At 56.7% G+C, this 19,272-nt stretch carries 14 protein-coding genes; 8 read left to right on the top strand and 6 right to left on the bottom strand.

The genetic code is table 11. The features are described 5' to 3' along the window. Positions 1 to 322: 322 nt before the first annotated feature. Entirely contained in the window at positions 323 to 523 is a 201-nt protein-coding gene (locus tag ACVWYQ_RS16010) for a hypothetical protein (RefSeq protein WP_456725911.1), read from the top strand. A 79-nt stretch (positions 524 to 602) separates the two neighbouring features. Here the strand turns inward: ACVWYQ_RS16010 and ACVWYQ_RS16005 are convergent, their stop codons facing one another. Continuing rightward, a complete protein-coding gene (locus ACVWYQ_RS16005; RefSeq protein WP_456727155.1) occupies positions 603 to 848 on the bottom strand; it encodes an LLM class flavin-dependent oxidoreductase in 246 nt (81 codons plus the stop codon). A gap of 1,777 nt (positions 849 to 2,625) precedes the next feature. Here ACVWYQ_RS16005 and ACVWYQ_RS16000 point away from each other — a divergent pair. Genes ACVWYQ_RS16000 through ACVWYQ_RS15975 form a run of 6 tightly spaced genes read left to right on the top strand, consistent with a single transcriptional unit; the run spans position 2,626 to position 10,585 of the window. After that, positions 2,626 to 5,037 (top strand): 2-aminoethylphosphonate--pyruvate transaminase, encoded by a 2,412-nt coding sequence (locus ACVWYQ_RS16000; RefSeq protein WP_456725910.1) that lies wholly within the window; start codon positions 2,626 to 2,628, stop codon positions 5,035 to 5,037. Positions 5,038 to 5,069: 32 nt separating this feature from the next. After that, positions 5,070 to 6,125 (top strand): dhydrorhizobitoxine desaturase, encoded by a 1,056-nt coding sequence (rtxC, locus tag ACVWYQ_RS15995; RefSeq protein ID WP_456725909.1) that lies wholly within the window; start codon positions 5,070 to 5,072, stop codon positions 6,123 to 6,125. Then, entirely contained in the window at positions 6,122 to 6,955 is an 834-nt protein-coding gene (locus ACVWYQ_RS15990) for a gamma-glutamyl-gamma-aminobutyrate hydrolase family protein (protein ID WP_456725908.1), read from the top strand. Before rtxC ends, ACVWYQ_RS15990 begins: the two co-directional genes overlap by 4 nt. Further along, positions 6,952 to 7,965, top strand: coding sequence for an EamA family transporter (locus ACVWYQ_RS15985; RefSeq protein WP_456725907.1), 1,014 nt, complete (start codon positions 6,952 to 6,954; stop codon positions 7,963 to 7,965). Before ACVWYQ_RS15990 ends, ACVWYQ_RS15985 begins: the two co-directional genes overlap by 4 nt. Further along, positions 7,962 to 9,248, top strand: coding sequence for an ATP-grasp domain-containing protein (locus tag ACVWYQ_RS15980; RefSeq protein ID WP_456725906.1), 1,287 nt, complete (start codon positions 7,962 to 7,964; stop codon positions 9,246 to 9,248). The genes ACVWYQ_RS15985 and ACVWYQ_RS15980 overlap by 4 nt, the downstream gene beginning before the upstream one ends. Then, the gene (locus tag ACVWYQ_RS15975) at positions 9,248 to 10,585 is read left to right on the top strand and encodes a glutamine synthetase family protein (RefSeq protein WP_456725905.1); all 1,338 of its coding nucleotides are present in this window, start codon (positions 9,248 to 9,250) and stop codon (positions 10,583 to 10,585) included. The genes ACVWYQ_RS15980 and ACVWYQ_RS15975 overlap by 1 nt, the downstream gene beginning before the upstream one ends. A 912-nt stretch (positions 10,586 to 11,497) precedes the next feature. Here the strand turns inward: ACVWYQ_RS15975 and ACVWYQ_RS15970 are convergent. Beyond that, positions 11,498 to 12,427, bottom strand: coding sequence for a TauD/TfdA dioxygenase family protein (locus ACVWYQ_RS15970; RefSeq protein WP_456725904.1), 930 nt, complete (start codon positions 12,425 to 12,427; stop codon positions 11,498 to 11,500). Between the two features lie 2,308 nt (positions 12,428 to 14,735). Between ACVWYQ_RS15970 and ACVWYQ_RS15965 the strand changes: the two genes are divergently transcribed. Then, a complete protein-coding gene (locus tag ACVWYQ_RS15965) occupies positions 14,736 to 15,248 on the top strand; it encodes a hypothetical protein (protein WP_456725903.1) in 513 nt (170 codons plus the stop codon). A 78-nt stretch (positions 15,249 to 15,326) separates the two neighbouring features. Here the strand turns inward: ACVWYQ_RS15965 and ACVWYQ_RS15960 are convergent, their stop codons facing one another. The 4 genes from ACVWYQ_RS15960 to ACVWYQ_RS15945 form a co-directional block, all read right to left on the bottom strand. Next, entirely contained in the window at positions 15,327 to 16,385 is a 1,059-nt protein-coding gene (locus tag ACVWYQ_RS15960; RefSeq protein ID WP_456725902.1) for a pyridoxal-phosphate dependent enzyme, read from the bottom strand. Positions 16,386 to 16,830: 445 nt separating this feature from the next. Next, a complete protein-coding gene (locus ACVWYQ_RS15955) occupies positions 16,831 to 17,415 on the bottom strand; it encodes an anthranilate synthase component II (RefSeq protein WP_157286223.1) in 585 nt (194 codons plus the stop codon). Beyond that, the gene (gene pabB / locus ACVWYQ_RS15950; protein WP_456725901.1) at positions 17,412 to 18,806 is read right to left on the bottom strand and encodes an aminodeoxychorismate synthase component I; all 1,395 of its coding nucleotides are present in this window, start codon (positions 18,804 to 18,806) and stop codon (positions 17,412 to 17,414) included. The genes ACVWYQ_RS15955 and pabB overlap by 4 nt, the downstream gene beginning before the upstream one ends. A gap of 128 nt (positions 18,807 to 18,934) precedes the next feature. After that, entirely contained in the window at positions 18,935 to 19,255 is a 321-nt protein-coding gene (locus tag ACVWYQ_RS15945) for a Dabb family protein (protein WP_275497650.1), read from the bottom strand. Positions 19,256 to 19,272: the final 17 nt, after the last annotated feature.

Here is a 19,272-nt window from a genome sequence, read left to right as displayed (position 1 = left end):
GCAAATCAACTAGATCGCATTCGAACGCGCGGGGTATTGTGGGAGCCTTGACTCACGGTGGCACCATGGGGATATCACTGCCTTAACATGCCGGGCAGAGAGACAGCCCCGCGCGTTCGGAGGAATGCCTAGGCCGCGCAAAAAGGTGAGACGTGATCATGTCGAATTGACTGAACGTATCGACCGCCCCGCCGGATTGGGGCGACGGTGGAGATATCGAATTGCGCGCTAAGGACGTTTCTATCCGTTCGGGCTCGCCTCGAAATCGACGAATGTTTTTTTAACCCCAGTCATTTTGACGATTAGCGGAGTCAACGTCCCGATGGACCCGGCCGGCGCGAATGACGTGGACTTCGGCACGACGATGTTTGCCGCCGATCTTCGGCAGTGGCCGGCGGATTGCGGCGGCTCCGCTGCGTCAAGCGTAAGCATCAATATGTCGGCGCACGGGACATCGCGCGAAGCCGATCCGTTGAGGCCGCCAATCAATGCGTTTTGGGATTGGACTATTTCGGCGACCTGAAGCCAGCGGGTCCACGGCGCATGGCTTCTTCGGCGCCTTCATGAACTATCATGCCGTTTCAGAAATCGCGATGTTGGCGTTAGCGCCCAATGGGGACGCAGTTTTGGGACTTGATGATCTCGTAGTACTCATCGCACCATACGTTTGCTTGCGACGCCTCGACAAAGCGGAAAACAAGCGCGCCCAACCCGTGACGCACTGCGCGCAAAATGCTCTCGCGTCGCGAACACGCCATCCAAATCGGGGGATCCGGCTTCTGGACTGACTTGGGCACGACGCCGGCATTTTGAAAAAAGCGCCCATTATATTCTGGATACGGCTGCATCAACATCATATTGGCCGTCTGCTCGACCAAAGCCGTGCATCTCGATCAGAGCAGCGGATTCAGCGGTTCCCCAATCAAGACGGCCTCCTGAGATCACATCGCAGTTTGTGACATCTCTGCTCGAGAGATTGGTGTCTCACACAGAACAAATGCTCGCGCCGCTTATGAGTCGTGCAATGCAATCTCCGTGTCCGTCAATGCGAGCTTGGGTGACGCATCTAGGGCGACGCGATCGAGCATGGTGAGCCAGAGGACGCGCCAATTATGCACAATGGCGCCCGCCTAAGACGTACGATCTGAGGCATGATCGTGCGGCGTTTCACTTCCTAGTCGAATCCCGCGCCAGGGTTGCCTATGTCGAGCGCCTGCGGTCAGCACTTGCGCCTGGCGGTCACATCCTCGCGACATTCGCGCCCGAGGGCCCGAAAAATGCAGCGGTCTTTCCGGTGCAGCGCCATGAGTAGGCGATCCGCGCTCAGATCCTGGGTGTTTTCGCGGGTGGCGTAGTTATCCATGATGATATGGACATTCGGACGTTCAGAAACCTGAGAGTCGGTCCTTTTCAAGAACTTCAGTAACTCGACTACCGGTAGCGCCTGTAGCCTTTGCCGATCACGAAGCGCGAGGCGAGATTAAGCACGGCACGTGCCGCACATCGCTTTGCATGTTCGATGGGATCGACCAGTGTTTCGCGTTGATGGCGTCGGTCCGCAACGTTCGTTGGCTCGCCGCGGCAGCTTGATGGTCGTCGATGGTGCGAGGGCGGCCAGGGCCGACCTCGCCAAGCAGGCCATCACAACAATCGTTAATCGGTAGCGCCATTTGTCGAGGGTGTGTTCATCGAGGGCAGGTCCGCTAGTAACGGAGTTGCTTGCAATGCCTTCACCGCGGACCGCGCCGCACCGCTCAGGTAGCAGCCGAAGCAACATGATGATGAGACGAACTTGCCTCTCCAAGTACATCCGCTCATGCTGGCTCAGCATAAGTGGCCCGTTCGGCTAGCCTGGCACCATTGCATTCGCCACAAGCTCTCTCCTTCAGAGGTCCCAACGGTCACTTGCCCGCCTTACGCGTTGGGCGCGTCTTACCTTCGGAGCTTCATGGGAGTCATTTTGAGATCGTGCACATTCGGTGGCTCTTCGGATTACATGCGACAAGTGGCTTTGTCCGAAAAATTTCACACGGTCAGCTATCTGAGAGGGTTGAATCGAACCCTACGTCAAGTTGTAGGGTCGTGAAACAGGCGGTGACGGGCGCCGGCACGGCCTGCAACGAGGGACAAAGAATGCGAATGTCCAAAATCCTAGACTCATGCACGATGACTCCGGTCATCAGCGACGATCGTGAAGCTCGCTATGTTTGGGTCAATATCAATGCGCGTCCGACAGATGCACCGGGCTCACCGTCGGATTGTAAGGCGCCCGTCACACGTACGCAGATTGGATAACTGCCTTATCAGCGACGCGAGTGGCGACCCGCAATCGAAATGCCAGAAGGAGGCTGCTGCCTTACCGTGACTGTGCACTCGGAAAACGCGGTGCGGCCCAATTCCCGGGGGGATCTAAAATGATATCGGTGCCGGCTTTACGCAGACAGGTTTGAATTGTCGTCGAGGGCCAGCGCGCCGTTCACCGGTGCTTGGCCTTCGTCCGGCAAATGACATGGTTTGACTCTGCAGAATTGTAATGGACACAACATAGAAGGGGATGGTGTGACGAGAGAACGTTCTTTGCTGACGCCTGGACCAATGTCGTTATCGTCGGCAGTGAAAGCCGAGATGCAGCTCGACCTTGCATCGCGCGATAGCGAGTTCAAGGAAGTGACCGCGCGCATGAGGCGACTGATGCTGAATGTGTCGGGCAACGCGGAAGGCTATTCGGTCGTTCCTATCCAGGGAGGCGGCTCTTTTGGAATGGAAGCCGCTCTCTCTACATTCCTCACCCAGGCCGATCGGCCGCTCGTTTGCATAAACGGTATTTATGGCGAGCGCATTCTCAAGATTCTGCGGCTGTGGGGCGTCGAGGCGGTGAAGCTTATCAAGCGAGCCACCGAGCCTTTGGACCCTGAGGAAATCGCCGAGCGTTTGAGCCGAGAGTCAGGTATCACGCACTTATGCGTTGTCCATTGCGAGACAACCACGGGGATTGTGAATCCGCTCGAGCCGATCATAGAAGTGGCGAGGCGACGTGGCGTGAAGACCATCGTTGACGCGATGAGTTCTTTCGGCGGCGTCAACATCGACTTAAGTCGTGGCGGACCAGACGTCTTGGTTACGTCGAGCAACAAGTGTATCGAAGGTCCACCGGGATTGGCTTTCGTCATTGCCTCTCGCGAGCTCCTTGAGAATGCAATCCAAGAGCCAAGATCGTTTGTTCTCGACGTGAGAGATCAATGGCGCTCGCTTGAGCGCACGGGTGAATGGCGATCAACCCCTCCAACACACATTGTTCAGGCAGTTACAAAGGCATTGGAGATCCTGAGCATCGAAGGCATTGATGCCAGGCGCCGCAGGTATGAGAAGATAAGAGACGGCATCATAAAGGAGCTGGAAGGAGTGGTGCCCCCACTGCTTGCGGCGCACCTGCAGTCGCCTATTTGCGTGGCGTTCACCGCTCCAGCTGGCATCTCCGACCAGGTCGGGTTTGATGGATTATATCGCCACCTGGCGGCCCATAACCTTTACGTCTACTCGAAGCTGCATCTTCCTACGCGCAGTTTCCGGGTCGGCTGTATTGGCGAGATTCGATACGATTGGATCGAGCAGTTGGGTTGTGCGTTTCGCACATACTTCCGGTCCGGTCGGACTCCGTCTGCGGGACAAGTCTCGGCACAGGAGACACGCGACAGCAGTGCACAGATTTCGCAACCAATGGCGAGCATCGCGCAGCATTCATATTCGACCGCAACTGCTGCTCTGCACGCGGGATACCGTCGTGATCCGGTGACGAAAGCTGTAGCAGTGCCGATCTATCAAAATACGGCTTATGAGCTCGACGGTGATCTGAGCCATATTGCTGACGTCTACAACGTAAAAGCTGATGGTTTCACCTATACTCGAATCATCAATCCAACGACCCGCGCACTGGAAAAGAGGTATGCCGCGGTCGACATGGGACGCGACTCGCTGGCCGTTGCATCAGGTCAAGCGGCGACGTTTCTCGCAATCGTCAACTTATCAAGCGGTGAGGTGGGAGATAACGTCGTCGCTTCTCCGTATCTATATGGCAATACGTGGAATCTGCTTCACAACACCTTGAAGCGTCTCGGTATCAGCGTCAGGACGGCAGATCCTCGAAATCCCGAGACGTTCGAACGGGCCATCGATGATCGAACGATATGTCTGTTTGGGGAGGTGATCTCGAATCCCTGCCTGGTTCCGCTTCCTGTTCAGCAGCTGGCGGAGATCGGCAGAAGGCATGGCGTCCCGTTGGTCGTAGACAACACGACAACTCCCTTGGTGTGCCAGCCGTCAGCTCTCGGCGCCGCGATTACGACGTACTCTGCCACAAAATACATTTGCGGTCATGGGACGACGCTCGGCGGACTGATCGTCGACAATTGTGAGTTCGATTATCGGGGGAAGTCGCGCTTCCCACTGTTCAACGGTCCAGACGATGCGCACGGTGGAATCATCTGGCGTAACGCGTTGGGGGAGGTCGATGATCTCGGAAAGAGCGAGTTTCTTCTCAAGGCGCGCATGACTTGGTTGCGCGATACTGGCGCGGCCATTTCGCCTTTTGCAAGCTTCCAGCTCATTCAAGGACTGGAAACGTTATATCTCCGTATGAAGGAGCACTGCGAGAACGCCAGGATTGTCGCCGAGTTTCTGAGCAAACATCCAAAAGTACGTCGGGTCTTCTACCCGAGCCTCTTTGAAGGTGCCGACCGAGAAATCATCGATCAGACACTCAATACCGGCTACGGGCATGGGGCTATGGTCATGTTTGAGGTGGAGAACGAGCAAGCCGGCCGCAAGTTCATCCAGAACGTCGGCTTGATGTATCACGTCTCGAACGTGGGGGATGCCCGCACGCTGGTAACCCATCCTGTCTCTACGACCCACACCACAGTCCCACGGCAAAAGCGCGAGGCGGCCGGCATATTCGGCGGCTCCATCCGGCTTTGCGTCGGCATCGAAGATGTTACCGACATCATCAAGGACTTGGAAAAGGCGCTATCCGCAATCTGACAACCTGAAAGTCGATCCAGGAAGGGGTTCTCATGAAACAGGCAGATGCTTGGAAATTGAGGTCGTCACGTTTTGAGGCGGTTCAGTTTGAACGCGAGATCAACCAGCAGCTCTCCGCGCTCAGACCTGATAACATAACGGGGGCTGCTTACATCGTGAAGGACTACGCTGTGATCGCAGCTTGCGTCCTGGCGACGGTCCATGTCTCGTGGTGGCTCTATCCCCTCGCAGTTCTGTTGATTGGAGCCTTCCAGCGTGGATTGACGACAATCGCTCACGATGCCGCGCACCGCACTCTCGCAAAGAATACGACCTGGAACTATGTCCTGGGCATTTTGTTCGCGTCATATCCCTTGTTCCAGCGCCATTGGGCATACCGGATTTCGCACGTATACCTGCATCACCCATATCTCGGCGATCCGGAGAAGGATCCCGACTTGAAGTTCTTCTTGGCCAGCGGCGTTTACGACGTTCAGCCTCCTAAGCAGTACGCTTTCAACATAATCTGGAAGCCGATATTGGGTGGCGCGACAGTCACGTATCTGAAGTATCTGTGGACCAATCGATTTTCCGTCAGTGTCGAGGACCAGAGCCGGTCGGGTGTCCTTATCGACAAGTATGGCTTCTATCTCTTCTGGATAGTCATACTCGGTGGGTCATATCTTCTTGGCGTGCTCCACATCGTCGTCCTGTTCTGGATCGTGCCCTATCTCACCACATTTCAAGTTCTCGGCTGGTTCATCGAGCTCGCCGAGCACTCACCTATGTGCGAGACCGAGACAAAGAACGTCTACCTGACTCGGAATAGGAAGGGCAGCTTTATCGAGCGCGCCGTTTTCGGCCAGAATCTCGACGAATACCACCTCGAGCATCACCTTTCGCCCGGCATTCCTTTCTGGCTCTTGCACAAAGCGCAGAAAATTCGAATGCAGGATCCTCAATACGCAAGTGTTGCCGCAACGTGGGGAGGGCTCTTCGTCAAGGGACCTCAAGGTCAACCTAGTGTAATTGCCCAGTTGCTTGAGCGAAATCGGCGGCTGTATGAGCAGTCTCTGGCCAGTTCCGATGCGAGGGAGAAGTTGGCTTGACACCGCAGCGGACAGACGCGGTCCGCGCCGTGGTGGGCGTGACCTCAAACCGTCTTGTGACAGATGGCGTGCACCGCGACTGGTTGCGGCGCAAATACGTTCAAGCCCTCGTTCGCTTTGCGGGCGTGGCTTGCGTGATATTGCCGACGATCGATGCTGAGGATGCTGAACCGGATAACGATCTGGCGATCATGGGCAGGCTCGACGGTCTGATTTTGACGGGGGATGAATCGAATATCGATGCTGCCATTTTCAGTTCGTCGGCTTCGGGCAGACCGAAGCTAGCAAGTCAGCACGATGTTCAAGCCGGCGTGAGGGATCGCCCTCGTGACAGGTTGTCGGCGGCAGCCATTAAGAAGGCCGTTGCCCTTCGGATGCCGATCCTAGGCATTTGCCGCGGGCTTCAGGAGCTTAACGTCTATTTTGGCGGCACACTTCACCAGTCCTTATCCGAATGGAGGCAGGAAAGCGGACAGATGCATGCAGAGAAGGCCGGTTTGCCGAGGGATCGCCAGTACGATACAGCGCACAGCGTGAAATTATGTCCGGACGGCGTTCTCCGTCCTATCGCGGGCGCGGTCGAAGCACAGGTCAATTCCTTGCATAATCAAGGTATAGAAAGGCTTGCGGCAGAGCTAAAACCGGAAGCCTGGGCGTCCGACGGTCTGATCGAGGCGGCCTCCGTAACAGGCGCGCCGACGCTGCAGATTGGCGTGCAGTGGCACCCTGAATGGCACGTCGAAACTGATCCCCTGAGCAAGCAGCTTTTCAACGCATTTGGAGCGGCGTGCTTCACGTACCGCTTGGAAAGTGACAGGGGTGTTTTGTGAAGCTTCGATCGAAACGCGGTGCTTTAAGATGGAAAGAAGGAGATCCTTTTGAAACGTCGTCAAAAACGCGCTTCTGGTCTCGATCAGTTTTGCAGCCTTTGCACAGGCCGAGCGCAAAATTCGCGGCAGGAGTGCTCTTCGTTGCCCTCTATGTTCTCGTTAGCGCCGCAGGTGACGTCTATGCAGCAGCGTATTTCCAGCAATCAAACGTGTGGATCACTCTCCTGCTATCCTTTGGTATCGTAAGTATGACGTTCAACGTCTTGGCCCAGCGCGAAAGCGTTGGAGTGAGAGTCGGGAAATCATCGGTTCCGGCCTTTGTGTCCCTTAATTGTGTTACCACGGTAAGTTGGGTCGGCTTGTTTGTCGGACTGAAATATGCCGAACCTGCTATCGTGGTCACGTTCATGGTCGCACTAGGACCTACTGCCACAGCATGGTTGAACGCACTGATCAGGAGACAGGGGCGTCCCCCGAAATCGGATATCATCGCGAGCGTTCTGATCGCGGCTGTCGGCAGTTATATGGTGTGGATCGCTGCCAGCGGCAGCGCGGGAATCGAATGGGGGCCACGATCATCCCTTGGTATTTTCCTGGCAATTGTAGCTGGGCTGTCGCTTTCGCTGACCAATATCCTCGTGAAACTGCTGTTTGACCGCGGGTTATCTGGCCAGCAAGTACTGGCTCATCGCTTTTACGGAGCAATTCTCTTGCTGCTGGTATTGAGCGATCATTCCTCTGTCTTACACGAGGTCTCACAGCATTGGCTCGCCATCCTAATGATTGCACTCTCGACGATCATTATTCCCTTGCTCTTGGTGCAGGAGGGCATTCGCCGCGTAGAACCATTCACGGTCAACATGGTCTTATCCACGGCCCCTATCATCACGTTTCTGTTTCAGTATTTCGATTCTCGCATCGTGCCGTCCTTATATACGCTGTTGGGAAATGTTCTCATTACGGCTATCGCCGTAGGTAACCTCTACTTCCAGTATCGGAGATCCGCATGAAGGAACGTCGTTGTGTCATAGTCGACGCATACTCCACAGGCCGATACCTGCCGGAAGAGTTCAAGCGTTACGGAATTAAAACTGTGCACGCGATGTCGAGTGCGCGGATTCCACCGATCTTTCAGTCGCACTTCAACGCCGACATCTACGATGAAGTCCTTCGGCCGGGCGAGCGCATGAGTGACGAGGAGGTCGTGCAGTTTCACCTGGAGGCTCTCCGAGCGAGAGAATTGGAGTTCATCATAGCCGGATGCGAGTCCGGCGTTGAACTTGCCGATTCGTTATCCGAACTGCTTGGGCTGCCTTCGAATGGCACCGCGTTGTCAGCCGCAAGACGTGACAAGTCACGCATGTCTGACGCTTTGACGTCTGCAGGAGTGCGATCGATCCGACAAGTTGTGTCCGATAATGCGGATGAAGTCACACGCTGGATGCGTCAACAGGGCTTCGACGAAATCGTTGTAAAGCCGTTGAACAGCGCAGGTACCGAGGACGTGTTCTTTTGCTCGACCGATGCTGATGTTCGCAGAGCTGTGAACGCTATTGTCGGCAAGACGAATTGCCTCGGAGCGATGAATCGTTTTGCTCTTGGCCAAGAGAAGATAAACGGTCAACAATACACCGTGAACGCTATCTCGGTCGACGGGGAAACGTTCGTCACGGAGGTGTGGACTTACGACACTGTTCCCGTCAAAGGCGCGGGATCAGTCTGTTCGGTCGAGCAGTTACTGGGAGGCAAGGAACCAGTTGTTCAAGAGCTGTCCGACTACTTGGTGCAAGCGTTAAAGGCGCTTGAAATTGTCAACGGACCTGCTCATGCCGAGATTATCGTCGATCGCAAGGGGCCGGTTCTAGTGGACTGTGGAGCGAGGCTTCAAGGGACGATGTCTGCAAAAGCCAGGACCATGGCTTTGGGTCACAATCATATAACAATGACGGCGTGGCGCTACGCAGATCCCGTCGGCTTCACCGAGTATATGAGAGGACGCGGGCCTTACAGGCGACAGGCTCACGCACTTTGCGTCTCGCTCATCTCCGATATGCACGGTGTAGTCAATGGCTATCCCGGACTCGAAGCAATTCGCAAGCTGCCGAGCTTCGCCGATGCGATAGCATTTGTTCCGATAGGTCAGAACCTGGTCCCGACGACCGACTTAGCGTCGACTCCGGGAATCGTTTATCTCGTGAACAACAACTTGACTGAGCTTCATGACGACCATCGCAAGTTGCGAGCAATGCGTATGGACCAGATATTCGAGTTAAAGGCGCAGGGGCGAGCTTAATGGCGAGCGAAAATCGGCCGGCTCGCGCGAATGGATCGCGTAAGGCCTTGATTGGGGTATGCGACTTCGATGGTATTCTTCGGGGCAAGCACGTATTATCTGATGATGTCTCGGCCGAAGACCCGATCATCAAGTTCTCCGAAGCCGTGCTCGCCTGGGATTGTTCGGACCGAGTGATACCAGCCCATTTCGGGCAAGAGCTGCCATCAGTATTCGGAGACGCCGATCTGCGTGTTCTGTCAGCCACGGCGCGCCCCGTACCTACTTCTCATGACCGTTATCTTTACCTCGCCGAGTTTGCAGGTGCGCATGAGAGCATCTGTCCCCGTGGTGTTTTGCGGAAAGTCCTGCGGAGAGCTGCTGGCCACGGATACGGTTGCACTGCTGGATTCGAGTTTGAGTTTATGTTGTTCAATGAGAGTACAGAGACAGTTCATAAGAAGCCCTATGATCAATGGGTTCCTCTAACGCGGGGCCCCTTCGGCTATTCAGTGGCGCGCACCCTCGCCAGCAATGAGCTGTTCGAAGCGCTTCTAGCATTTTGTGACAATGCGGGACTACCGCTCGCCGGGCTTCACTTTGAAACCGGCCCTGGCGTGATTGAGGCGTCCCTTCGTCATTGTGATGCCCTCGAGGCTGCGGATCGGGCAGTCTTGTTCAAGTCGATGGTGAAATCCTGGGCTCAGACCCGGGGTATGATGGCAACGTTTATGGCCAAGGTTTCGGAGAATTGGCCGGGACAGTCGGGACATATTCACATTTCAATGTCGTCAAATGGTCAGAACGCATTTTACGACAGCGAGGCGAGCCGCAACATCTCGGGAATCATGAACCAATTCGTTGGCGGCCAGCTGAAATACATGAACGACTTTTGTGTTCTCGCTGCGCCCAACGTGAACAGCTATAAGAGGCTGCTGCCCGGCTATTGGGCTCCAACTTGTCCGAGCTGGGGAGTTGACAATCGCTCGTGTGCGGTGCGGGTCATTCCGGGAAACGAGTCTGCACACCGCCTTGAGTACAGATTGAGTGGCGCAGATGTAAACCCCTATCTCGCGCTCGCATGTGCCATCGGCTCCGGAATTCTGGGCATTGAAGAGAAAGCTGTATTAGCAACTCCAATTGTTGGTGATGCAAGTGACGAAAGAGATCCTGCTTTCGAACGGCTTCCCCAAAACTTAGCTGAGGCCACTTTCCGGTTTGCGAAATCTCCAAAGGCGATCGACGTGTTCGGCGGCAGGTTTGTTAAAGCGTTCTCGCGTTCCCGGCGATGGGAGTGGGAAGCTGTTCAACATCGAGTCTCCGACTGTGAACGCGAGCGGTACTTCGAGGCTATTTAGGCGCCAGTGGGGGCGACCGTTCGAATTGCGGTTCACGTTGCTGTATCATGTGAGGACGCGAGTGAGGCTGGCGGACGTGCTTGAATCGGGTCGCGCAATCAGGCGGCATCGCGACCATCGGAATGTCCCAGCGCTCCTTGCTGGGCCATTTGTACGGATAGTGCCCGGCGCGCGAGAGACTCATGCATCACCATTGGTCTTGAGCAGCACATTTGCTCATAGAAGCGTCGGCTGCGCGCGAATGTCGTCGCAATTGCCTGCGTCTGGATGATTCACAGAAGTCGGACCGCCACTTTGGCCTTGCCCCCATTGTTCTGACAGAAGCTGTCCTAGACCCATGGCAGACCGATCACCGCGTCGTTCACGTAGAGGAAGAGTTCGCCGCTTCGCGCCGCCTTGAATGTTGCCTTGTATGTTTGTGGCGTCGTGTTCGGGAGCGGAATGGGATCAAGGAAATATTCGTCGACGCCAGTTTCACCAACCCGCGCAATGATACCATACCACGGTCTGCACAGAATAGGCCGCAGGCGAATGGCGGAGCCAAAGTTCCATCGAATGCGAGTTCGATGGTCGACGTGCCGAAACCTACAGGTGTTGCCGGCCGCCCAGCGAGGTGATCACGTGCCATGAGCAAAAAGACGAGGCTGAGTTTCTTCCTTGGGCCAGAGCGAACTTCAACGTGGGATTAAATCCGTGGGGCAAGGTCGCGGGTGATCTGCTCAGCCGGCGAAAGATCTGGCTTTAAGAGTTCTACATCGAGCTCACTAAGCTGCCCACGAATTTCTGTGCATGTGATGTAGGCCCAATTCACCGAAGGGCACCTCCGGATCTGAAGTAGGAACCAGCGCCGACAACTCAGGCTTGACAAACGAATCGCTGGGGCCGTTCGACCTAGACGCTGAAAGTGGCTCGCTAGGCAACTGAAATGGGCAGCTGCTTTTCGACTTCCAGACGCTTTAAACTGCAGCGCCCGTCGACACCGACGGGTATGTCCCCATGGATGGTGGCGCGCCGAACAATGCGATGCTGATCGCCGTAATCATTTACCGCATAATGATGTGTTGCGCGGTTGTCCCAGATCGCAACATCACCTTCCTTCCAGCTCCAGCGGATGGTGTTTTCGGGCGCAATGATATGCGATTGAAGTAAATCGAACAGCTTCTGGCCATCAAATTTCGGAATATCGATGAAGCGCTGCACCAAACAGCCGAGCATCAGTGCACGCTCACCGGTTTCGGGATGGACTCGCACGACTGGATGCTCGGTCTCAAAGATCGTTCTCGTAAAGACCTCATCAAAATGCTTCTTATCGACTGCACGTACGCGGGCGATTCCAGCATAATCGAAGGCGTTGCTATGGACGGCCCGGAGCTGTTCTGCAAGCCGTTGCAGCGGCGGCGGCAAGTCGAGATAAGCGGCTGCGGTGTTTGACCAGATCGTATCCCCGCCGAATTGTGGGATTACAACAGCCCGCAGCACCAGAATCTTGGGATAAGCATCCAGAAACGTCCCGTCGGCGTGCCACACGTCGGCCCGGCCACCGCCGCGGGAAGAATCGAGCTCCAGAATCGACGTCGTTCCCCTGGTCGTAGCGAGCGTCGGATGCGGTACAAGGTGTCCCAAGCGTGCGGCAAAGCGTTCCTGCTCGGCGTCATCGAGATGAACCTGACCACGGAAGAAGATTACCTTATGCTGAAGCAGCAATCGATTGATTGCAGCGATAGCCTGGTCCGACAAATCGCCTGAGAGTCTGATATCTCTGATTTCAGCGCCGATGCGAGCTGCGCGTTTGACGACGGAGTTATCGGGAATGCCATCGTCCACCAAAGCAGTTTCGCTCATGTGGCATCCTCCAAATTTATGCGGTTCCTTGCCGATCCACCTCCGCGACTCACGAAGAAGGGGAGTTACAATGCGCATCACTCGGCAATGGGCATTTTGTTGCGAGAGCCAAATCGGCTGCGCATGGATTGCGGTTTATCCGGTGCCATCTTCGATGGAATGTCGCTTGAAGACGCCTGTCCTCTTCTGAAGGACTGTATTGATCAATTCGAGGAGTGTCATCAGATACCCGACGGTTATTGCTTCGCCGAAAGGCCCCGGTGATTGTAATGCGACTGCGATCCTTCGAAGTAGTCTGGAGCACTTGATGTGTGCTGATGCGGGCTCGCATTGTGTTCATAGGAGGACTCTCGTTAACGAACGAATGTCGAGCAATCTCCGTGCCAGTTGCCGAGGGCGCCACTCTGGCAGGCTTCATTGGAGCAGTAGCGCAAAGAATCGGTGTGTCCGGCGCGAGGCGATCACAGGATCGCTCGATAGCTCGACGAAATAGCCATGGCGATCGTTCTCAAAGCTCAGTCGGTCCTTTACGTCGCACGTTGTACTGGAGAGAGCCGGGAGCGCACAATATCCTGACCAGGCTTGAAGAGTGGCGGCCCTTTATGCCTATTGTTTCGAAAACGACATGACCCTTGTAAGCTGTCAGGACATGGACAAGATCTGGATGCGCGGTAGTTCCTGACAAGAGGCTGTCAGAAGCGCACGTGGTATCCAGACGTTACCGGCGAACGGAACCGCTTCGCGGTCAAGGTTTGGGACCTCCCGCTGCGCGTGGCAGGTTGTGGCAGAGGTGAGAAGTTGACCTTCACCTCACGTGGCTACTGCGAATGAGGAGGGCTCGGGTGGGGAGCCGATCTGCCAGAGATCATCGACGCGCCGTCTCCTCCTCCGATCAGCGGTAGCACAGCGCCAATTGAGCACGAGCGACATGAACCCAAATCCGAGGTCCGCCCTGGCCACCGGGGAGGGGTAGGGTGCGCCATCATACTCAATGCTGCGCATCGCGGCTTGCGAGGTTCTGGTCGTTGAGCGAGAGAACGACTTTACTCACAGCAACAGCTGCCACTCAAGTCGTCGAGGAAGCTACTATTCTCGAAGATTTATAGACCGAGGGGATCGGGCAATGCGGCTGAACGGCACGTGCCAAATTCAATTGCGACCGTCCGGAAGATTGTAGTCCAGCTCTCCTCGCCTGAATATCTCGATGCCCTTATTGCATTAGGAGAAACTCGATCGACGTAGCTATCGAGATTCATGGCGCGAAAAGGCTAGGGCACGTTGACTGGTGGCATAGACGCGGTCGGCCGCGGCACAAAGCGATCCTGGTGCCGGCCGCGTGCTGCCAACATAATCGCAAACGCCACAAAAAGGATCAGAAGTCCACGCATTTCCGAACACTTCCTCCGAAGGCTCCATCGCTATTATGAAGCGGCTGACAGGCTGATCCGTTGGTTGGCGGAAAACTCCGCCGCTTTGATGCAGGCTACTCGGCCTGCAACGTCCTACCCCTAAGAACTCAATATCTCAATATCCCCGGTGTTTCCTGGTAAAACTGCGAACTGCCGGGTGCTCACGCTTAAAAAAGGCGCTCTTACCTGGAAAGCAGCAGCAATCGTGCAACGCATCCGTCTAAGTGTTTTAGTCATCTGTTCCTCCTCCCGTCAGTGGATTATGCCGGGCGTACACGATCAGACGCCATCGTTGCGCTGCCCCCCGCGTATAATGTCATTCTGGCGGTAAGACGTGGTGTGATGCGATGTCAAGCTCGAGATGATAGCCCCATGCAGTGGTGAATTCCGGCATAGGCGATGGTGGATCTAGGCCCATGATCCTAGTCAAAGGCGTCGCCGTTGATCTCTTCGAGATAACGTCCGTTCTTGTTGATCGCCCTTCGTCGTCCCTCAATCGATTAGCTCATCATGCCCGAAGTCATCCATTGGGGCGCAGAGTTGATCGGGCGTTAGTTAGCTGAGCCCGCCTTCTGCGAGCGTGCTTGTTCATCTTTCAACAGCCTCACAGATCGCCGCCAGCGCGGAGGAGCGCCCCTCCACCGCGAGTGAACTTAGATTGTCTCGCAATCATATCGCGCTTGCTTGTGCAGCGTTACTGCGCTGAGTGGTCGGTTGGCGCGGGAAAACATCGGTTCGTTGAAAGGCTGGATACGTCGACGCGGAAGCGGCGTGATCTTCCCGATATCGTTGTGCATGACCAATTTCGTTTCGCGCGGACGGCTCACTGAAGGTCTTGACCGTCATCGACTATCGCGTCAACGAGAGCCATTACAGGTCGAGGTGCAGGACAAGGGGTGATGGATGTGATTGATCAAGCGAACGGCTCGGAGCTGCCTGCCGTCTTGCGCAAGTCATCAAGACGCCTTCCATGGGTGTTTGGACTTGTCGCCATCCTCACGGGCCTATGGGTTGGCGGAGCCCGTTACTGGCCTCATATCGACACATTCCTGGAAGCGTCGGGGACACCTGAAACCGTCTCAATACCGGCCTTGTCATCTGAAGACAAAGCAATCCTTTCGGAGATTCACTTGCGGCAACAGGAGGCGGGCGAAGAGCTCACGGCGCTCAATCGCAACATCAATGCGCAACAAGCCGATTTGCAGCGGATGTTGGATCAAATCGCAGTCCTGACTTCAAGAATTGACGCTTTGCAGAGCCCAGCGACTGCTGCGCCTCCTCCTGCAGATCCTCGTCCGCCAGCGGCCCATGCCGCTTCGAAGGCGATAACAAGAGCCAGTCGCCCGTCTAAACCAGAAGGGCCGGTTTCCGTCGGGGGCGCGCCGCTAGCCTCCGAGGTGGACCGCCGATAATCCAAATGTGAAGCCCTCCGGCCTGCTGGACGTGGCTCGTTGAAAAACCATGTCGAGCTAGAGGGAAGATCGGGGTGATCACATTAGGCCGTCCAGGGCGCGTTCAGTGAGGAGGAGGAGAATGCGGCTCCGCCCGTCGAGTCCGAGATAGCTTGTGTAGCTCGGGATTGCCACGGCAGTCATGGCCCCCGCCAAGCCTGCTGCAGAGGATGGGGTGGTGGCCAGGCCACAGGCGGAGAGCAAGCGAACAGCATCCACCAGTTCCGCCTCGGACACGGTGATGGCCCGAGCGCCGTGCCGCCTGAGCACCGCAACGGCCGGCGCGCTCGCGCGGCCGCAGGAAAGCATCTCCGCGGACGTTCGCAGATCGCCCTTCACCCGAATCGGCCGGCCGGCCGCGAGTGCGGGCGCGACACATGCCGCGGTTTCGGGCTCGACCGTCACGATATGTCCCGGAGGTGCCAGCCAGCCGGAGAGGCCCTCGGCGATGGCGGCGGCGAGCCCGCCGACACCAGCTTGTATGAAGACGTGCGTCGGACGCCCATGGCCGGCGAAATCCACCTCATTGCGGATTTCGGCCGCCGCGACGCCGTATCCCGCCATGACATCGCAAACGATGGGGTCGTTCGGATCGTCGGTCGTGTCGGCGACAAGAATGCCTGCGCCTTGACAGGCCGCCGCTGCGGCCGCATCGACTGCATTGTCGTAGGTGCCGGGCACCCACACGATCTCGGCACCCTGATTCTCGATGCGGCGCGCGCGCGCGTTCGGCACGCCCTCGTGCAGGAACACGCGGGCGGTCGCCCCGGCAAAGCGCGCGGCGGCAGCTACCGCGAGCCCGTGATTACCGTCACTGGCGCAGATCAGGGTCGGCTGCCCCTTGGGTCGCGCCACGAGAAGGTCGGCCACCTGCATACGCGAGGCTCGGGCGAGCGCGCGCAACCCGGCATAGGTGCCACCAAGCGACTTGAAGCTACCAAGCGTGCGGCGGCCCTCGTCCTTCGCGAGCACCTGCGCCACTCCGAGCCGGTTCGCCAGCGCCGGAAGGTTCAAGAGTGGCGTGGGTGAGTATGCGGGATCGAGGCCGCGTAGCTCGGCTGCAACTGCATCGACAGGAAAGGAAGCAGTACTGCTCATGCGCTGATCTTGCCTGCAAAACGGACCCTTTGCTGCGGCAGGCGTGCTGCACAGCAATTGTTTCCGCCGATTATGAACTAGCTATGCGTGAAACACCACCCTCCGGTCTCGCTGGAGACGGAAGACATCAGATCGCCTCGATGGCTCATTCGGCGTTGCTGCGCAGCCTCCCCCGTAAGGAATGCCGCTTGGTATGAGACCGGGAAGTGAGACTTGTTGCTGCAACCGTCTTGCTGGGCAGACAGTGTAGAGGGCGTTCGCACGAGATGTCTTCCACGATATTCCGACCGTTCGGAACTTGAGCGCCCAATAGCCTTGTCGCTCGGAGCCTCGAAGGCGGAGGATCCATCAGACCAGAACCTCTATGTAGATCACTGATGAAAGCTGGCTTTCACGCTCACGATCCGCTCCCTAGTTACCGGATCTGGGCAATGATCTTCGTATCTCATAGGCAGGAAGTCTGTGCGAGCCGCAAGAAGTTAGTGAGCAGCACGTGTCCTCGCTGGGTAAGTATTGATTCCGGATGAAACTGCAAGCCATAAGTCGGTTTAGAACGATGTGCAAGGGCCATGACCTCGCCATCTTCCGAACGCGCTGTCACTATGAGATCCTGCGAGGAAACCTCGCCGAACTCAACGACAAGAGAATGGTAGCGGCCGACGCAAAGCGGGGATGGCAGTCCCGTGAAAAGCCCACGGCCGTCATGTGTTATGTGCGAGGCACGCCCATGCATGGGACGACCTGCGCGCACGATACGTCCGCCGAAAACGCTCCCAATGCACTGGTGTCCGAGGCAGATGCCGAGAATTGGGACGTGCCCCGTAAGCTCTCGTATGACGGCGTTAGATATTCCGGCCTCACTTGGCGTGCAGGGACCGGGGGAGATGACGATTGCCCGCGGCTTGAGTGCAACAAGATCACTGATGCTGACCACATCATTCCGAACGACCTCGGTTGATGCACCAAGCGTCTTGAAATACCGCGCGATGTTGAAGACGAAGGAATCGTAATTGTCGATGATCACAATCATGGCGGACCGGATGTTTCGACCCGGAATGCATCAAATATCCGCTGTGCCTTGGCGAGTGTCTCCTCGTATTCTGCCTCTGGGTCTGACATCGCCGTCACACCGCCCCCCGCATGAAACACGGCCAAGTCGTCACTGATCGTTACGGTGCGGATCGCGATGTTCGTGTCCATATGACCGTCAAATCCGATAAAGCCGATGGCCCCGCAATAGACTTCGCGCGCCACACGCTCGATTTCCGAGATAATTTCCATGGCTCGTACCTTCGGTGCTCCGGTAATGGAGCCGCCGGGAAAGCAAGCCCGCAATAGCCTAACGGCGTCCTGGTCTGCTGCAAGTTCACCCGAAACAGCCGAGACGAGGTGGTGTACCGAGGCATAGGATTCGAGTTCGCAGAGCGCTGGGACCTCCACCGAATGCGCAGTGCACACGCGAGACAGATCGTTACGCAGAAGGTCCACGATCATGGTGTTCTCCGCCCGATCCTTTTCAGACGCAACAAGGATTTCAGCACGGCGCCGGTCTTTCCTGGGATTAGCGGAGCGGGCGATCGTACCTTTGATCGGGCGCGTTTCGACCTGTCGCCCCTCAAGCTTCAGGAATCGTTCTGGCGAGCTCGATGCAATAGTCAACTTGCCGTAACGCAGGAGGGCTGCAAAGGGGGCGGGGTTCAATGACCGCAGGCGGCAGTAGAAGGCCAGCGGATCGAATGAAGTCGGCAGCCGGGCGCTGAAGCGTTGCGCAATGTTGGCTTGGAAGATGTCTCCAGCAAGGATCAAATCGATGACGCGCTGTACTGCGGCAATGTACCCCTCTCGGCTGAAGTTCGAGCGCCATCCTCCCGATGTGCCGGCGCAGCCGTCCCACGGCGGTGTCGGGCCGGCAAGATGAGCGACAAACTCATCGGCGCGACGGCCGGCACGAGCACTCCGGGATACGGGATCCTGCTCAGGCCATCCCGTAGAAACGATCAAGCATCTGTCGTTACGATGATCGTGGGCGAGGATCACGTCATAGAAATGCAGGATAGAATGGGGCAGGCGCTGACCGGGAAATTCCGGCCTTGGCAATCGCTCCAACGTCCGGTTCAGATCATAGGCAATGAAGCCAGCGGCACCACCCTGGAAGGGCGGAAGATCAGGGCGATGCTCCTGGGAATACTTCGCGAGAAGGGTGCGGAGCATTTCCCATGGATCGCCCTTCATCGCTGTTCCGTCGCAACTCGCCTGTCCGTCCGCGACCATATAGGTGCTGAAGGGGTCGCAAGCCAGGTAGGAATAGCGCCCCAGTGACCCATGCTTTGCGGCGCTGTCGAGAAATGTGAGGTAGGGTCGATGCGCCAGATGGCGCATCGCTGTGACAGGATCGATCCATGGCAGCTCACGAACCTGCATCTGGCTATCGGTCTCCGGCCGGTAGGAGTGCAAGGACCTTGGGATTTTGCCCCAGCGAGAGCGGTATGCTTCTGAAGCCGCGCTCGTAAGATGGATTGTCAGGCTAATGCGCCGGGTGCGCTGAGTGACTAGCCCGTTTCCGACATGGAGATAGACCGTCCAATCGGCACATTGTAGTCGGCCGCGAACCGCAGTTCTCGGAGCGGTCGCACCCGCTTGATCGATTCCTGGTAAAGAGCGTGCTCCTTGTAGGCTGTGAGCTCCGTCTCGCTGTCGAACTCGCCATAGACGACAACGTCGACGTCGTTGCCGAGCTGGTCGGTCTTGCGGTTGCGGGCGACCTCCAGCCGGCGCGCATGCGGAATTGCCGTGAGGACCGAGAGGCCCTCAATCATTTGATCAATGTGAGCTTTGTCTTTGGCAGTGAACAAGACGATGTGACGAATCATGGCTAACCATACCGGTG

Source organism: Bradyrhizobium sp. USDA 3397 (genome assembly GCF_054060965.1).
This window is presented reverse-complemented; position numbering and strand designations above follow the sequence as displayed.

What these genes read in the sequence shown, in the direction of transcription:
- rtxC (WP_456725909.1), top strand. Translation starts at nt 5,070, where the DNA reads ATGAAACAGGCAGATGCTTGGAAATTGAGGTCGTCACGTTTTGAGGCG.
- ACVWYQ_RS15965 (WP_456725903.1), top strand. Translation starts at nt 14,736, where the DNA reads ATGGATGTGATTGATCAAGCGAACGGCTCGGAGCTGCCTGCCGTCTTG.
- ACVWYQ_RS15945 (WP_275497650.1), bottom strand. Translation starts at nt 19,255, where the DNA reads ATGATTCGTCACATCGTCTTGTTCACTGCCAAAGACAAAGCTCACATT.
- ACVWYQ_RS15960 (WP_456725902.1), bottom strand. Translation starts at nt 16,385, where the DNA reads ATGAGCAGTACTGCTTCCTTTCCTGTCGATGCAGTTGCAGCCGAGCTA.
- ACVWYQ_RS15975 (WP_456725905.1), top strand. Translation starts at nt 9,248, where the DNA reads ATGGCGAGCGAAAATCGGCCGGCTCGCGCGAATGGATCGCGTAAGGCC.
- ACVWYQ_RS15955 (WP_157286223.1), bottom strand. Translation starts at nt 17,415, where the DNA reads ATGATTGTGATCATCGACAATTACGATTCCTTCGTCTTCAACATCGCG.
- ACVWYQ_RS16000 (WP_456725910.1), top strand. Translation starts at nt 2,626, where the DNA reads ATGCAGCTCGACCTTGCATCGCGCGATAGCGAGTTCAAGGAAGTGACC.
- ACVWYQ_RS16010 (WP_456725911.1), top strand. Translation starts at nt 323, where the DNA reads ATGGACCCGGCCGGCGCGAATGACGTGGACTTCGGCACGACGATGTTT.
- ACVWYQ_RS15970 (WP_456725904.1), bottom strand. Translation starts at nt 12,427, where the DNA reads ATGAGCGAAACTGCTTTGGTGGACGATGGCATTCCCGATAACTCCGTC.
- pabB (WP_456725901.1), bottom strand. Translation starts at nt 18,806, where the DNA reads ATGCAGGTTCGTGAGCTGCCATGGATCGATCCTGTCACAGCGATGCGC.
- ACVWYQ_RS16005 (WP_456727155.1), bottom strand. Translation starts at nt 848, where the DNA reads ATGCAGCCGTATCCAGAATATAATGGGCGCTTTTTTCAAAATGCCGGC.
- ACVWYQ_RS15980 (WP_456725906.1), top strand. Translation starts at nt 7,962, where the DNA reads ATGAAGGAACGTCGTTGTGTCATAGTCGACGCATACTCCACAGGCCGA.